We start from the raw sequence: 15,950 nt of genomic DNA on the forward strand, positions 1-15,950 counted from the left end.
GTGATTTGTTTCGAAGTTCTCGTGGAAGGGAACGCTGCCGGGCCTGAAGTTATTCGCTCACGGCCGAGTAGGCGACGACGCCGCGCTTGATCAGGTCGATCGCCTCCCGGCAGCGGCGGCGGAGGTCAGCTGATATCTCCGGAACCTTTGCCAGCTGGTCGATCAGGTCGATGACCTGCTTGGACCACCGGACAAAGTCCCCGGCAGCCAGTTCAGTGCCGTTGAGCGCAACCTGCAGGTGCTTGCCCCTGACCCACTTGTACATGGGCCAGACCAGCCCAAGCTCGGGTTCCCCCGTGACGGGCAGCTTTTCTGCCTCCTCCAGGTCCGTGAGCTCGGACCACTGTCGGATCAGGATGTCCACGGCCCCGTCCAGCACAGCGCTGGGCATCTTTGGACGCAGGCCGCGTTCCTCCCGCTTCGGCTGGTAGACCAGCGCGGTGGCGAGGCAGGCAAGCTCCACGGCATCGACGTCGTCGAACGCTCCGTTCTCCAGCCCCAGGGCAGCCAGCAGGTCCTTTTCACCGTAGATGCGGCGCAGCTTGTTGCCCGCCGTGGTCACGCGCAGGGCGCCGTCGGCGTCAGGAGCTGCGTAGCCGTAGTGCTCCAGCACGGAGCTCACGCGGTCGAAGGTCTTGGCGATGGTGTTGGTGCGGCCGCGGATCTGGGCGGCGAGGGCATCTGTTTCGCGGCGCAGCTTCCACCAGCGTTCGGCCCAGCGGGCATGGTCCTCCCGGTCGCTGCAGCCGTGGCAGGGATGCGCACGCATCTTCCGGCGCAGCTCGGCAATTGCCTGTTCCTGACGCTCGGTGCCGCCGGTATGGAGGGAGGCGCCCCGGTTTCCGTCCGGACGCGGCGGACGGTGCTCGCGCAGGGCATTGCGCAGTGACGAGGCCAGGTCGCGCCGGTCCTTGGGGGTGCGCGCATTGAAGGACTTCGGGATGCGGATCTGGGAGACAACCTTCACGGGTCCGTCGAGGTCCTGCACGTGGAGGCGCCGGAGCTGCTTGTCTTCCGTAAGGATGGCCGGGCGCGGTTCGCGCGCGGCTGCGTCGGGCGAAAGCACGACGGCGAAGCCCGGGCTGCGTCCGCCGGGAACGTCAACAATGTCTCCGGGCCGAAGGGTTTCCAGCGAAGCGGCCGCGGCGCTGCGCAGGCTGCGTGCCTTGCTCCGGGAAGCGTTGTTTTCGAGGTCGGACAGCTGGCGCCGCAGCGCGGCATACTCGGTGAAGTCCCCCAAATGGCAGGTCATTGCCTTCTCGTACCCGGCCAGGGATTCCTCCCGGGACCGGACCTGCCGGGCCAGACCCACCACGGAGCGATCCGCCTGGAACTGGGCGAAGGAGGATTCGAGGATCTCCCGGGCACGGTCCCGCCCGAACTGGGCGATCAGGTTGATGCTCATGTTGTAAGTGGGACGGAAGGACGAGTTCAGCGGGTACGTCCGGCGCGAGGCGAGACCCGCCACTGCGGCCGGATCGGTGCCGGGCTGCCACAGCACCACAGCATGGCCTTCGACGTCGATTCCGCGCCGGCCGGCACGTCCGGTGAGCTGCGTGTACTCCCCCGCCGTAACGTCAACGTGGGCTTCGCCGTTGAACTTGTCCAGCTTTTCCAGGACCACGGAGCGGGCAGGCATGTTGACGCCCAGTGCCAGCGTTTCAGTGGCAAAGACGGCGCGGACGAGACCGGCCGCGAAGAGTTTCTCGACGACTTCCTTGAAGGTGGGAAGCATGCCGGCGTGATGGGCGGCAAAACCGCGGATGAGTCCCTCACGCCAGGTCCAGAAGCCCAATACTTCCAGATCGTCTTCAGGGATGTCCCGGGCGGCTTCATCGACGGTCCGGGCAATGACGGCGCGTTCGGCCTCGCTGGTCAGGGTGAGGCCCGCATCCACGCACTGGCGCACCGCGCCGTCGCAGCCGTTGCGGGAAAAGATGAAGGTGATGGCAGGCAGCAGCCCGCGCTTGTCCAGCTGGCTGATCACCTGCGGGCGGGAGGCACGCGGTGTACGTGTCAGGGCGTTGGAGCCGGACGGCCCCCTGCGGGCGTTGGCGGGTTTGCGTCCGCCGGGCCCCGAGCGCGGACCGCCCCAGCGGCCGCGCTGGTTCAGGCGGGATTCGCTGCGGGCCAGTTCCTGCAGCTCCGGATTGACCTTTACCTTGTCCCGGGCGCCGGCCGGGCCGTTCTCTGCGCCGGCGGTCTCGTCAAAGGAAACGTCCGTGGCGAAGAGGTCCAGGATGTCCCGGCCCACCATCACGTGCTGCCAGAGCGGGACGGGGCGGTGTTCGGTAACGACGACGTCGGTGTCGCCGCGGACGGTATCCAGCCACGCTCCGAACTCTTCAGCGTTGGACACGGTGGCGCTCAGCGAAATGAGCTGCACGTCCGAGCGCAGGTGGATGATGACCTCTTCCCAGACTGCTCCGCGGAAGCGGTCGGCCAGGTAGTGGACTTCGTCCATGACGACGTAGCCAAGGTCATCGAGGGTGTCCGAGTTTGCGTAGAGCATGTTGCGCAGCACTTCGGTGGTCATGACCACCACGGGAGCGTCCGGGTTGATGCTCGTGTCTCCGGTCAGCAGGCCTACGTTGGCCGAGCCGTAGGACGCAGACAGCTCCGTGTACTTCTGGTTGCTCAGGGCCTTGATGGGGGTGGTGTAGAAAGCCTTAAGCCCGCGTTCAAGGGCCATGTAGACGGCAAATTCGCCGACGACGGTTTTTCCGGCTCCGGTTGGTGCTGCTACCAGGACGCCGCGGCCTGCTTCCACTGAGCGGCAGGCTTCCAGCTGGAAGGGGTCAAGATCGAAGCCCAGCGACTGCTCGAAGACTCCCAGGCGGGTCCGTGCGTGGCCGGTGCGTTCTTTGGCGGCAAGATACCGTTCAGACGGGGAAGTCATATCTCCAGCCTAGACGCTTGGCGGAGCGGGTTCGTTCTTCCGGCACGGAGTACCCGCCCGTAATCGCGGGCGGGTACTTCCGGTGCACCTTGAGGTGCCGTTCGCAGTTAGACGTCAGGAATGGTGGATGCCTTGTCCGCTTCGGCGCTGACCGCTTCCTCACGGGCTGCATTGCGCCGGGCGCGCCGCCTGTCATTGAGGAAGCACAGGCCGACGGCTACCGAGAACAGCACGAGCAGCGGAGCAGCCAGGTAGAACATGCTGAGTGCGTCGCCGCCGGGTGCCGCCATGGCAGCGAACAGGCAGATGATGAAGACGGTGATCCGCCAGTACTTCACGATCGTCTTCCCGCTCAGCAGGCCCAGCAGGTTCATGCCCACCATGACCACCGGGATCAGGAACGCAATACCGAAGGCAAGCAGCAGCCTCAGTACGAAGGCAAGGTAGACGGAGGCCGTGATGACGTTTGCTGCACCCTCAGGGGTGAAGTCGGTCAGGACGCCCACGGCGTTGGGCAGGATGAGCCAGGCCAGGTACACGCCGGCAAGGAACAGGGGCACCGCGGCGGAGAGGAACCCCAGCGCGGCACGGCGTTCCTTGGTCTTCAGTCCGGGAGTAATGAACGCCCAGAGCTGGTAGAGCCAGAACGGACTGGAGATCAGCACGCCGATGAAGACCGAGACCTGGATCATCTGGTCGAACGAGGTGGCTACGCCGTCGAAGTTGATCGTGGCCAGGCGTCCCTGCTCTTCGGAAAGTTCCCGAACCGGCCGGGTGAGCTCGTTGAAGACGGGCATGTAGAGGAAGAACCCGCCAACGGTGCCAAGGACCACTGCGATGGCAGCCTTGAACAGCCGGTTGCGGAACTCCTTCAGATGCTCCTTGAGGGCCATCCGCCCTTCAGGGTTGGATTTGCGCCCCCGTTTAAGCGCCACAGCCGCTACGGATTGGCGGGCGGATTACCGCTGCCGGTGTTGGGGCCGGAAGGCGGTGTGTGTCCCGCTGCCGGGCCCGGCTGCGGCGTCGCCTGACCGGGGTTGTTGACTACGCGGCCTTCGACCGGGTCGCCGTCAGCGCTGGAGGAGGTGTTCTCATCCTTCATCTGGCGTACCTCGGACTTGAAGATCCGGAGGGACTGCCCCACGCTTCGCGCAAGCCCGGGCAGCTTTGGTGCACCAAAGAGCAGGATCGCAATAACAATGATGATGACAATGTGCCAGCCTTCTAGGCGCATGCCGGTGTCCTTTCGTTTAAGTGCATTTTATGTCAGAGTCCGGGGATATCGCGCCAGGCCCGCGGTTGTCCGCGAAGGATCCGGCGCTGGACACGGCGTTCCCTCCGCGCCTCTTTCCTGGCCGCTTTGCCTTCGTCGTACCGGCGGCGTTCATCTGCCGGATCCGAGAAGACAGCGGCCCTGGGCTCCGTGGCAGGAGCCGGTGGAACGGGCGCCTGGGCAAAGGACAGCCGGGCTCCGGCTGACTGGACTTCGCGCAGTACGGCCATGAACTTGCGGAAGACCCGGTAGCCGATCAGGACATACAGCAGCAGGGCCACTGCTGCGAGTGCAACCCAAATCAGAATCCACGACCACCAAGGCATGTTCCCAGCATAGTGGAGGGTTTTGGGAAACCCGGGCCACATACGGTGTGCCGGTGGCGGGGTTCACCCGCTGTTTACGCATAGTTTTCCCGGGCGGCCCTCAGCCAGGACAACGTTTCTGCTCTAAGCCCGGCGGGCTCGAGGACCGCTCCGGAGCCTCCTAACCGGGCGATAAACCCCGGAATCCAGCCTGTGCTGGCGGTTCTCAGGACCACCGCCTGGCTGCCGTCCGGCAGCATGGCCCGCGCTTCGGCGTGGTACGCGTCGGCCACCCATGAGGCGTCCGGCAGAAGGCGGATTGTGACAAACTCATCCGACTCACCCGGGGTGAAAAGGCTGGAGGGGAACTGCGGGTCGGGATCGGGGAGATCGTTCGCCGCCTCACCGTGGTCTTTCGCCGAGAGGATCCTGTCCACCCGGAAGAACCGTCCTGCCTGCGCCCGGTGGCACCAGGCATCCAGGTACCACGTGTTGTTGTCCGAAAAGATCCGCCGCGGATCGACCACCCGGTCGGAGACTTCGTCGCGGCTCGGGACAACGTAGCGGATGGCCAGGCGGCGTCTGCCCGTGACTGCCTTCTGCAGCACAGAGAGCATGTCCGGGGGCGTTCCGGCCGGAAGGAGTTCTGCGGCGAGGGAGGTGCCCGCGGCAGCAGCCATGCCTGCGGCCTCAGTGAGCTTGGCGTGCGCGGCGGCGACCGCGTCCGTAGGTGCTGCGCCCGGCAGCGCGGCCAGGGTGTCCAGCCCGACTACGAGGGCAGCGGCTTCATCCATCGAAAGCCGCACCGGCTGGCTGAGGCTCTCCGCATTGTCGATGTAGATTTCGCCGGTTTCGAAGTTCACGTCCATGAGGCCGTTTGGGTAATACCGCGGACCGCTGACGAAGAGCAGGTTGAGGTCCGACGCCAGCTGTTCCTGGCTGACGCCGAAGCGGTCGGCGGTTTCCGCCATGCCGGCCCCCTGGTTGGCAAGGATGTAGGGAACCAGGTCCAGGAGCCTGCTGAGCCTCTCCTGCGCGCCTGCCGCTTTTGGTGACGCGCCGCGGGCGGGCGCCGGAGCGTTGTACTCCGGTACCGGTTCGGCCTGGAAACCAAGGGCACGGAACAGGGCGGCACCTGCCGCCTCCTTCAGCTCGGGAGGATGGACTGCACGGGCAGCGGTTCCGAGGGCGGCGGCGTCGGCTGCGAGGGCGTCGAGGTCTGTGACAGCGAACCAGAGCCGGTCCCAGCCCGCGGGCGGGGCGTCCAGTGCAGCGCCGGGATCAGCCTGCCCGGCGGCACGCAGGCGCAGCTCAGCGCCTGCACCGGCACGTACGTCCACTGCTGCGGACTGAGGGGCAAAAACGGAGTCCAGGGATGCGAGGGAGGTATGAATGTTGAAATCCGGCGGCACGGTGTAGCTGCCCTTGCCCGGCTTTGCCTCGGTGGTCATCCGGGACAGGCGGAACCAGCGCTCAGCGTTTCGGCCGGTGTCCCAGCCCACGAGGTACCAGTGGCCGTAGCGTGATCCCATGCCCCAGGGCTGGACAGTGCGGGTTGAGTCCTCACCGGACGAGGCCCGGTAGCCGAAGCTGATGGGAGTCCTGTCGGTTACGGCACGGAAGACCCGGGCGAAGTTCGGGTCTGAGGTGCGGATAGCCGGATGAACCGGGCTGGCTGCGGCGTCTTCGGCAAGGACGCCCCGTGCCCTGAGTTTGCGCAGCGCACGTGCGGCAGCAGAGCCAAGTGCAGCCTGCTCCCACATTTGTGCTGCCAGGGCCAGGACGGCGGACTCAGCGGGTGTGAAGGACACCTCGGGCAGCCGGTACTCTTCGCTTCGGATGCGGTAGCGCTGCAGCGAGTTGTCCTGCTCATAGAGCGGGTCGTCGCTGTAGGACTCCACCGGTATGCCCTGCTCGCGCAGGAATGCCTTGTCCCGGTCGAAGAGCTTCTCGCGGGCTTCGGGTGTTGCCGCTTCGGAGTAGAGCTCGATTTCCTCGAACAATTCCTGCTTGGTGAAACCCCGCCGGGAAGAGAGCAGGGCTATGACCAGGTTGAGCAGGCGCTCGGTGCGCTTTTCGGCTGATTTCGGAGACACACGGCTAATCTACAGGCGATGCTCCCCCATGCGCGCAAAAGGGCGGCCCTCCGGATCGATGATGACCGAAGGGCCGCCCCCTGTGAACAGCAGTGATTCCGCCTAGCGGACCCCGAGCAGGTCCACGACGAATATCAGGGACTCACCCGGCGCGATGGCCGATCCGGCTCCGCGGTCGCCGTAGGCCATGTGTGCGGGGATTTCGAGCCGGCGGCGTCCGCCGACCTTCATGCCGAGCAGGCCCTGGTCCCAGCCCTGGATAACTTGGCCGATGCCGACCGTGAAGTCCAGCGGTGCGCCGCGGTTCCAGGAAGCGTCGAACTCTTCACCGGTTGAAAAAGCCACTCCCACGTAGTGGGTGGAGACGGTGTCTCCGGCCTTCGCCTCGGCGCCGTCACCGACAATGATGTCTTCGATGACGAGGTCGGTCGGGGCATCGTGCTCCGGGAAATCGATTTCCGGCTTCTGGCGGTCGTATTCGCGCTTTCCGAATGACATGGGACTCCTTCGTTTTGGGACTGCCTGCTATCTTATCCGGACTGGACGGCTACTTGGCCTCGAGGATGTCGACGACGAAGACCAGGGTTTCGTTCTGGAGCTCGTTGCCCTCAGCTGAACCGTAGGCAGTGGCAGGCGGTGCGACGATCAGGACCTGGGATCCAACAGTCTTGCCGGCCAGGCCGTCGGTCCAGGCGGAGATGACCTGGTTCAGGCCGAAGGACGTGGGTGCGCCCCGTTCCCAGCTGGAGTCGAAGACGGAGCCGTCGGACCACTTGACGCCGTGGTACTGCACAGTGACGGTGTCGTCGGCCTCAACGACCTTCCCGTCGCCCTTCTTGAGTTCCTGGGCAACCAGTTCGGTGGGTGCATCGCCCTCGGGGATGGTGATGGAGGGCTTGCCGTCGTCATCCAGGGTCACGGCCGGTTGGCCTTCGACCGGGTCGACGTCGGTGCCCCATGCGCGGGTGGGGATATCCCGGGCGCCGGTGAGCGTAAAGACGATGAACTGGGTGGCTGTTCCGGCTTCTTCGTTGCCGGGCACATAGTAGGCGAAGTCCGAGCCGACAGGAGCGCCGACCAGCGCGCTGTACATCTGCTCGTTGCCCTGCTTGAGGGTGTCGTCCACGGCAATGTCTTCGGCGGTCTCGGCAGTGTAGGTTTCCTGGCCTGCTTCGCCGCTTTCGGGATCCATGACTACCAGCCGAACGGAAGCAGTCTGGCCTTCGGTGAGCTCCTCGCCGTCGCCGTCGTTCACCCGTACCAGGGTCGGCTCCTCGGCAGTAAGCGGGGTGTCGAACTCAACCGTGGGAACGGCGCCGTCACCATTGGAACTGACCTTGACGGAGGAGAGCGGATCGCTGCTGCCGCCGCCGGTGCATGCAGTGAGCAGCAGAAGGGCGGGCAGGAGCAGGGCTAGTACTTTTCGCACAGTACTTCTTTCAGTGGCGGACAAATGTCTTCTGCCGGCCGCAAGAAAGTACGGGCATGCCCGCACCCTCTCCGGGCAGCAAGACCAACCCTAACGCCTGGACCTGAAAGGTTCCTAGATCGGTTCACCGGGAACGGCTGCCGGCCCGTGCGCCCTACAGCGTGGAGAGCAGGGCCTCGACGCGTTCATCCACCGCAGCGAAGGGATCCTTGCACAGTACGGTCTGCTGCGCCCGGTCGTTGAGCTTCAAATGCACCCAGTCAACGGTGAAGTCGCGGTTCGCGGCCTTGGCGCGGCGCACGAAATCGCCGCGGAGCTTGGCCCGGGTGCTCTGCGGCGGGACGTCGACTGCTTCCTTGACTGCGCTGTCGTCCACAACCCGAGCGGTTTCACCGCGGGACTGCAGCAGGTAGAAGAGGCCCCGCCGGCGCGAGATGTCGTGGTAGGTGAGGTCGATCTGGGCCAGCCGCGGCGACCCCATGTCCAGTCCCCCGCGCTCGGCATACCGGTCAACGAGCTTCTTCTTGATGGCCCAGTCGATTTCTGTATCGATGCCCGAAATGTCCCCGGACTCCACGGCGTCCAGCGCGCGCTCCCAGAGGTCGAGGATGCGCGGTACGTGGCGGTTGTGTGCCCCGTTGTCCTGCACAAAGTCCTGCACCCGGTCAAGGTAGAGGCGCTGGAGTTCCAGCGCCGTCATCGTTGAACCGTTGGCCAGCTTCAGCGGGGCGGAGCCGGTGAGGTCGTGGGAAATCTCCCGGATGCTGCGGATCGGGTTCTCCAGGCGCAGGTCACGCATGATCACCCCCGCCTCGATCATCCGCAGCATGAGGTCCACGGACCCGATCTTGAGCATCGAGGTGGTCTCGGACATATTCGAATCGCCGGCAATCACGTGCAGGCGGCGGTAATGCTCGGCGTCGGCGTGCGGTTCGTCGCGGGTGTTGATGATGGGCCGCGAACGGGTGGTCGCGGACGAAACACCTTCCCAGATGTGGTCCGCCCGCTGGGAGAACGCGTACAGCGAGCCGGACTGGGTCCGCAGGACCTTCCCGGCGCCAACCAGCAGCTGCCGGGTCACCAGGAACGGAATCAGGATGTCTGCCAGGCGGGAAAACTCCAGCCGGCGCGGAATCAGGTAGTTCTCGTGGCTGCCGTAGGAATTCCCCGCGGAGTCGGTGTTGTTCTTGAAGAGGTAGACGCTGCCGTTGAAGCCCTCGGCCGCGAGGCGTTCCTCGGCCTCGTCCACCAGGTCGTCGAGGATCAGTTCCCCTGCACGGTCGTGTGCGATCAGCTGTGCGAGGTCATCGCACTCGGCGGTCGCATACTCCGGATGTGAACCCACGTCCAGGTAGAGCCGCGACCCGTTGGTCAGGAAAACGTTCGAGGAACGTCCCCAGCTCACGACCTTCCGGAACAGGTACCGTGCCACCTCCTCCGGGGACAGCGGACGTGAATCGGGTCCCGAGTAGGCAATGCCGAATTCAGTTTCGACGCCGAAGATCCTGCGTTCCATCAGTCTCCTTCCGCGCTGGAAAGCAAGCGGTCCAGCTCAACGGTTCCTATCCTGCGGAACGCCCGAACGGTTCCCCGGGTTGAAAGCGGATCGCGGTCCAGGACCGCGACCTCCAGCAGGCCCGCGCCGAGCAGTTCGGTTCCCTGCACCGGCTCCGGGTCCTGTGCTGCCTGGCTGCCCTGGGTTCCCGCCGCCTCCGCCGGGCGCCGGGTGGCTGCAAGGGCACGGACTGCCACCTTGATTGCCTCGCTGAATGTCGTGTCCGGCGACCAGGTCCGGGCCAGGGAGTCGTTGACTATCTCCGCCTGGCCGCCCATGACCACGTAGTTGCTTTCATCCGCGATGGACCCGTCATAGGTCAGCCTGTACAGGTGGTCGGAATACGGTTCCGCGCCCACCTCCGCAACGGCGAGTTCCACCTCGAAGGGCTTGCCCTCAGCGGTAAAGACGGACCCAAGGCTCTGTGCGTAGACACTGGCCAGGCCGCGGGCGGAGACGTCCTCGCGCGCATAGGAGTAGCCGCGGACGTCGGCGTAGCGCACGCCCGCCTGCCGCAGGCTCTCAAACTCGTTGTACTTTCCCACCGCTGCGAAGCCGATCCGGTCATAGATCTCACCGAGCTTGTGCAGTGACGGCGAGGGGTTCTCGGCGACGAACGCGATCCCGTCACGGCACGTGAGCACCACCACAGACCGTCCCCGGGCGATCCCCTTGCGGGCAAAATCGGCCCGGTCCTTCATCAGCTGTTCGGGCGAGACGTAGAACTGCTGTGTCATCTCCTACGCCTCCCGTCCTGCGATTGACCGGCGCGAGACCAGGTCCTCCGCGAGCTGGTGCAGCTCCCGTTCGGGGATCTCGCGCATGCCCGCAGCGTTGACCACGTAGACCACCGGCCAGAGCTGCCGGACCAGGTCCGGACCTCCGGTGGCGGAGTCGTCGTCGGCGGCGTCATACAGCGATTCGACGGCGATCCGGACCGCTTCGTCCTGGTCCAGCCCGGGGCGCCAGAGCTTCTTCAGCGCTCCCCGGGCGAAGACCGAGCCGGAGCCGACGCTGTGGTGCTCATACTCCTCGTAGCGTCCGCCGGTGACGTCGTAGGAGAACATGCGTCCGATGTGCCGTTCGAGGTCGAACCCGGCGAAGAGTGGAATGACCGCCAGGCCCTGCAGCGCCAGCGGAAGGTTTTGGCGGACCATGGCGGCGAGCCGGTTGGACTTGCCGTCCAGGCTCATCGGCGTGCCTTCGATTTTCTCGTAGTGCTCCAGTTCGACCTGGAAGAGCCGGATCATGTCCAGGGCCAGGCCTGCGGTTCCGGCGATGCCCAGAACTGAATAGCTGTCCGCGGGGAAGACCTTGCGGATATGCCGGCTGGCGATCATGTTGCCCATGGTCGCCCGCCGGTCCCCCGCCATGAGCACACCGCCGGCGTACGTCAGCGAGACGATGGTGGTGGCCTGCGGCGCTGCCGCCGACGCCGATCCTGCGGGGGCTGTTCCGAGCCTGCGGGCTGAAGGCAGCAGCTCGGGGTGGTGGCGGCTAAGGTGTTCGCTGAAGGATGACCCCGCCTCTGCGGCCACCGTGCGTGCAGGATCCGTTGGCACCATCCGCTACTGACCGCCCTTCTGGATGAACCCGCGGACGAATTCTTCGGCGTTGTTCTCCAGCACGCCGTCAATCTCATCCAGCAGGTCGTCAACACCTTCGGTCTGGGCCGATGACTGCTCCGCCGGCTCTGCGGCGGGAGGCGCGGTCTCTTCGGTCTCCTCCACCTCCTGCGGACGTGATCCGGTATTCCTGCGGTCCTGGGTTGCCATGATGCCTGCCCTTTCCGGCTGACGCCGTGCTGAGGAATGTGTCCTAGGTCCTATGGTGCCACGGTAGGTTCCGGACCGGTCAGGAGACGGGTCACAAAATCCTCCGCGTCGGCGGAAACATCGAACAGCTCCCCCGTAAGCTCCTTGGTTCCACGGAGCGGTTCCCTGGTGGGGATGCGCTGCAGCCGCCGGCGGGACGGGAGCTCGAAGATAATCGAGTCCCAGCTTGCCCCGATAACCTCGGCGGGGAAACGCGTGATGCACCGGCCCCGGAAGTAGGCGCGGGTGTCTTCGGGCGGGTGGGCCACCGCGGCGGCGATCTGCTGGTCGGTCAGGATGCGTTCCATCTGTCCGCGGGCCGCCAGCCGGTAGTACAGGCCTTTCTCCGGCCGCATGTCCGAATACTGCAGGTCAATCAGGTTCAGCCGCGCATCGTTCCACGCCAGGCCGTCGCGGTCCCGGTAGGCCTCCAGCAGCCTCAGCTTGGCCACCCAGTCCACCTGGGCGGAAGCGGACATTGGATCCCTCTTGAGGGTTCCCACCACCGACGTCCAGCGGCTCAGGATGTCCTCCGTAGCGGCGTCGGCTCCGCCTTCCCTGCGTGCGTGGGCGGCCGCTGCCTCCAGGTACATTTCCTGCAGGTCCAGCCCAGTGACGGTCCTGCCGTCCTTCAGCTCGACCAGGGCGGTGAGGGTCGGGTCGTGGCTGATTGCCTGAAGGGAACCTACCGGATCGCGGAGTTCGATCTGCGGCGCGGCGCCGTCCTCGATCATGGACAGGACCGCCGACGTCGTTCCCATCTTCAGCAGCGCCGAGACCTCGCTGAGGTTGGCGTCGCCGATGATCACGTGGAGGCGGCGGTACTTCTCCGCGACGGCGTGCGGTTCGTCGCGGGTGTTGATGATGGGCCGCCGGATCGTGGTTTCCAGGCCCACCTCGGTTTCGAAGAAATCCGCCCGTTGGCTCAGCTGATAGCCCTGGCGCTGGTTGCTGGTCCCGATCCCGACGCGGCCGGAACCGCAGATCACCTGGCGGGAGACGAAAAACGGCAGCAGCCCGGCAACAAGCCGGGTGAACGGCACGCTGCGCGGGACAAGATAGTTCTCATGGGCGCCGTACGAAACACCCTTGTTGTCAGTGTTGTTCTTGTACAGATGAACGGGAGCGAACCCGGGAGTGGCCGCGATGTGGCGCATTGCCGTCAGCACCACGGCGTCGCCCGCCTTGTCCCAGAGCACTGCGTCATGCGGATTGGTAGTCTCCGGCGAGGAGTACTCGGGATGCGCATGGTCCACGTACAGCCGGGCGCCGTTTCCCAGCACCATGTTCATCAGGACGGAGTTGTCCTCCGTCTCTCCGTAGAGGGCCGACGGTCCTCCGCCCTCCATGGCAATCTGCTCGGCGTCCAGCACCGGCGGGGCGTCCGTGAGCTGGGTAGGGTCGGCCGCTGTGCGGGGCACTGTGTACCCGCGGGCGTCGTTCAGGGGTGCCTCGTCCGTGTAGTCCCAGCGCGTGCCGGTGAGGTTGCCCAGTCCGGCACGGACGCTGGCGGCGTAGGCGTTGACTACCTGGCTGGAGAGCACCGTGGCGTTCGCGTTCGGCAGGGCCGGAGCGAGCACGCCGTACTCCGTCTCCGTGCCCATTACCCTGCGGACCGTCACAGATACTGTCCCGGGTTGGCTGCAGTTTCGATGGTCCTGCCGGGTTCCTGGCCGGCCTTGCCCTGGATGATCGTCCGGATGTAGGTGATGCGTTCGCCCTTCTTGCCGGAGATGCGTGCCCAGTCGTCCGGGTTGGTCGTGTTGGGCATGTCTTCGTGCTCACGGAATTCATCCACCACCGCGCGCATCAGGTGTTCAATGCGCAGGCCGCGCTGGTGCAGCGTCAGGAAGTCCTTGATCGCGTACTTCTTGGCGCGGTCCACCACATTCTGGATCACGGCGCCGGAGTTGAAGTCCTTGAAGTAGAGCATCTCCGTGTCGCCGTTGGCGTAGGTGACTTCCAGGTACTCGTTGGACTTGTCCTCGGCGTACATCTTCTCCACGGTCCGGCGGATCATCTCCTTGACCGTGGCGACCGGGTCGTACCCGTGCTCCGCGAGGTCGTCACGGTGCAGCGGCAGGTCCGGCGTGAGGTACTTGGCGAAGATCTCTCCCGCGCCTTCGGCGTCGGGCCGCATGATCTTGATCTTCACGTCCAGCCGGCCCGGGCGGAGGATCGCGGGGTCGATCATGTCCTCCCGGTTGGAGGCACCGATCACAATCACGTTCTCGAGCTTCTCCACGCCGTCGATCTCGCTGAGCAGCTGCGGAACAATGGTGGTTTCGACGTCGGAGGAGACACCGGTGCCGCGGGTGCGGAACAGTGAGTCCATTTCATCGAAGAAGACCACTACGGGACTTCCGTCCGAAGCCTTCTCCCGTGCCCGGGAGAATATGAGCCGGATGTGGCGCTCGGTCTCCCCCACGTACTTGTCCAGCAGTTCCGGGCCCTTGATGTTCAGGAAGTAGCTGCGTGTGCCGGGCATCCCGGTTTGTTCCAGCACCCGGGCGGCCAGGGAATGGGCCACGGCCTTGGCGATCAGGGTCTTGCCGCAGCCGGGAGGACCATACAGCAGAATGCCCTTCGGTGCCTTGAGCCCGTGCTCCCGGTAGAGGTCCGGGTGCATGAACGGGAGTTCCACAGCGTCGCGGATCTGTTCGATCTGCGGGCCGAGGCCGCCAATGTCCGAGTAGGAGATGTCCGGGACCTCTTCCAGGACCAGGTTCTCCACCTCGCTGCGCGGGATTTTCTCCAGCGCGTAGCCGATCCTCGTATCGACGGTGAGGGCATCCCCTACGCGCACCTTTTCCTTGACCAGCGGGCCGTTGAGCCTGACCACCCGCTCGTCGTCGGCCCGCCCCACTACAAGGGCGCGGTCTCCCTCCAGCAGTTCCTGGACGGTGAAGAGTTCCCCGGCCTTCTCGAACCCGAGTCCGGCGACGACGGTCAGCGACTCGTTCAGCAGCACTTCCTGGCCGGGGACAATCTGCCCCAGGTCCAGGAGGGGGCTCACGGACACCCGCAGCTTGCGTCCGGACTGGATGATGTCCACGCTTTCCTGCACGGTGGCCGCGGTGGTCACCCCCGGAGCCGCTTCCGTCCGCGGATTGACGGCAATCACTGTTCCAAAGCTGAACGGTGTAGCCCCCTCTTTTTCGAGGGCGTCCTTGAGGCGGACAATCTCCGCCCTGGCCGTCTCCAGCATGGCCACCAGCCGGGCGTTGTTGTGGGTCAGCGCCGCGAGCTGGCGGTCAAGGTTCCGCAGCTTGTCCCGAAGGACGTTCAGCTGCCGCGATTCAGTGCCGTCATTACCGTATCCGCCGTCCATTCCGCCGCCCGTTGAGGCCCCGCTGGTGTTTTCCGCATCAACCATTTTTCGACCACCCTTATCGCTTTGGTCCCTTCGTTTGACGATAACGCAGTGACGCACGCAATACACCGGGCGAGGCATCTTGTGTTTCGCCGCGGCCTGGATAAGGGGGCGGGGTAAGGCCGGGCTAGTCCTGCGGACCGGTGCTGCCGTGCTCCTCCTGGAACCGTTCGGCTTTGGCCAGTGCGCCGCGCTGGATGGTGGAGCTGGCGTCCTTGGCGGCCCGGCGGAGCTTCTTGTCGGAGACTTCGCGCTCCCCCACAGCGGCGGGAGTCCAGGCATTGAGGTCTTCCTGGCTGAAGTCCATCTTGGAGGCGCGCCGCTTGGCCACCAGTCCGGTGGCTCCCTCTGCCAGCCGCCGGGCGGAGAGCAGGAAGCCGGTGTGGGCCACCATGCGGTGGTCGGGGCGGACAGCCAGGCCTTCAAGGTGCCAGCCGCGGACCATTGATTCCCAGCCCTCCGGCTCAGTGAAGCGGCCGTCGGCGCGGATGGCTTCGGCAGTGCGGGAAAGCTGGGTGACGGTGGCGACGTAGGAGATCCACACGCCGCCCGGGGCCAGGACGGTTGCGACGGCGTCGGTGCACTCCCAGGGCGCCAGCATGTCCAGCACCACCCGGTCTACGCTGCCCGGCTCCTGGTTCCGGACAACTTCCTCCTGGAAGTCACCGAGCGTGATGTCCCACGCGGGGTGCGGACCGCCAAAGAAGGTCTCCACGTTCCCGCGGGCAATATCAGCGAACTCCTCGCGCCGTTCGTAGGAGTGCAGCGATCCGTTGTCGCCCACGGCGCGGAGCAGGGAAATGCTCAGTGCGCCCGAACCGACGCCGGCCTCCACTACCCGGGCTCCGGGATAGATATCGGCCATCGTCACAATCTGGCCGGCATCCTTCGGGTACACCACCGCTGCGCCGCGGGGCATGGAAAGCACGAAGTCGGAGAGCAGGGGGCGCAGTACCTGGTACTGGTGGCCGGTCGTGTTCGTGACGATTGTGCCTTCGGGAACACCGATGACCGACTCGTGCGGAAGGTAGCCGCGGTGGGTGTGGAACGCGCCGCCCTCGGTCAGGGTGATGGTGTTGCGGCGTCCTTTTTCATCGGTGAGCTGGACGCGTTCGCCGGGCCGCAGCGGGCCGCGGCGCATCTCCGCGCCGTGCGCAGCTGGTGTTTCGGGGGTACCCGGGTTGTTCATGAGTGGCTGTCCTTCGT

The 15,950-nt window shown here is 65.5% G+C and carries 14 protein-coding genes; all 14 read right to left on the reverse strand.

The features are described 5' to 3' along the window. Positions 1-49: 49 nt before the first annotated feature. Complete coding sequence (locus NGB94_RS03205) at positions 50-2,899, reverse strand: DEAD/DEAH box helicase (protein ID WP_325789038.1); 2,850 nt, start codon at positions 2,897-2,899, stop codon at positions 50-52. Positions 2,900-3,006: 107 nt separating this feature from the next. Next, complete coding sequence (gene tatC, locus NGB94_RS03210; RefSeq protein WP_325789040.1) at positions 3,007-3,792, reverse strand: twin-arginine translocase subunit TatC; 786 nt, start codon at positions 3,790-3,792, stop codon at positions 3,007-3,009. A 47-nt stretch (positions 3,793-3,839) separates the two neighbouring features. Continuing rightward, positions 3,840-4,133, reverse strand: coding sequence for a Sec-independent protein translocase subunit TatA (tatA, locus tag NGB94_RS03215; protein ID WP_325789041.1), 294 nt, complete (start codon positions 4,131-4,133; stop codon positions 3,840-3,842). Between the two features lie 32 nt (positions 4,134-4,165). Further along, positions 4,166-4,498: a hypothetical protein gene (locus NGB94_RS03220; RefSeq protein WP_325789042.1), complete on the reverse strand. Its 333-nt coding sequence runs from the start codon at positions 4,496-4,498 to the stop codon at positions 4,166-4,168. A 74-nt stretch (positions 4,499-4,572) separates the two neighbouring features. Next, complete coding sequence (locus NGB94_RS03225) at positions 4,573-6,573, reverse strand: helix-turn-helix transcriptional regulator (protein WP_325789044.1); 2,001 nt, start codon at positions 6,571-6,573, stop codon at positions 4,573-4,575. A gap of 102 nt (positions 6,574-6,675) precedes the next feature. Further along, positions 6,676-7,071: an FKBP-type peptidyl-prolyl cis-trans isomerase gene (locus tag NGB94_RS03230; RefSeq protein ID WP_325789046.1), complete on the reverse strand. Its 396-nt coding sequence runs from the start codon at positions 7,069-7,071 to the stop codon at positions 6,676-6,678. Between the two features lie 49 nt (positions 7,072-7,120). Then, positions 7,121-8,002: an FKBP-type peptidyl-prolyl cis-trans isomerase gene (locus NGB94_RS03235; protein ID WP_325789048.1), complete on the reverse strand. Its 882-nt coding sequence runs from the start codon at positions 8,000-8,002 to the stop codon at positions 7,121-7,123. Between the two features lie 154 nt (positions 8,003-8,156). Then, the gene (gene pafA, locus NGB94_RS03240) at positions 8,157-9,518 is read right to left on the reverse strand and encodes a Pup--protein ligase (protein ID WP_325789049.1); all 1,362 of its coding nucleotides are present in this window, start codon (positions 9,516-9,518) and stop codon (positions 8,157-8,159) included. Then, the gene (gene prcA, locus NGB94_RS03245) at positions 9,518-10,294 is read right to left on the reverse strand and encodes a proteasome subunit alpha (RefSeq protein ID WP_325789051.1); all 777 of its coding nucleotides are present in this window, start codon (positions 10,292-10,294) and stop codon (positions 9,518-9,520) included. The genes pafA and prcA overlap by 1 nt, the downstream gene beginning before the upstream one ends. 3 nt (positions 10,295-10,297) lie before the next feature. Further along, on the reverse strand, positions 10,298-11,122 hold the full coding sequence (gene prcB, locus NGB94_RS03250; RefSeq protein WP_325789053.1) for a proteasome subunit beta: 825 nt from the start codon (positions 11,120-11,122) through the stop codon (positions 10,298-10,300). A 3-nt stretch (positions 11,123-11,125) separates the two neighbouring features. Next, on the reverse strand, positions 11,126-11,332 hold the full coding sequence (locus tag NGB94_RS03255; RefSeq protein WP_325789054.1) for a ubiquitin-like protein Pup: 207 nt from the start codon (positions 11,330-11,332) through the stop codon (positions 11,126-11,128). A gap of 50 nt (positions 11,333-11,382) precedes the next feature. Then, positions 11,383-12,975, reverse strand: coding sequence for a depupylase/deamidase Dop (gene dop / locus NGB94_RS03260; protein WP_325789055.1), 1,593 nt, complete (start codon positions 12,973-12,975; stop codon positions 11,383-11,385). 14 nt (positions 12,976-12,989) lie between these two features. Further along, entirely contained in the window at positions 12,990-14,702 is a 1,713-nt protein-coding gene (gene arc, locus NGB94_RS03265; RefSeq protein WP_325789123.1) for a proteasome ATPase, read from the reverse strand. 169 nt (positions 14,703-14,871) lie between these two features. Continuing rightward, positions 14,872-15,933 carry a tRNA (adenine-N1)-methyltransferase gene (locus tag NGB94_RS03270; protein WP_325789057.1) on the reverse strand — a complete coding sequence of 354 codons (1,062 nt, stop codon included), beginning with the start codon at positions 15,931-15,933 and terminating at the stop codon, positions 14,872-14,874. Positions 15,934-15,950: the final 17 nt, after the last annotated feature.

Source organism: Arthrobacter koreensis, from assembly GCF_035792275.1.
GTDB lineage: Bacteria > Actinomycetota > Actinomycetes > Actinomycetales > Micrococcaceae > Arthrobacter_B > Arthrobacter_B koreensis_A.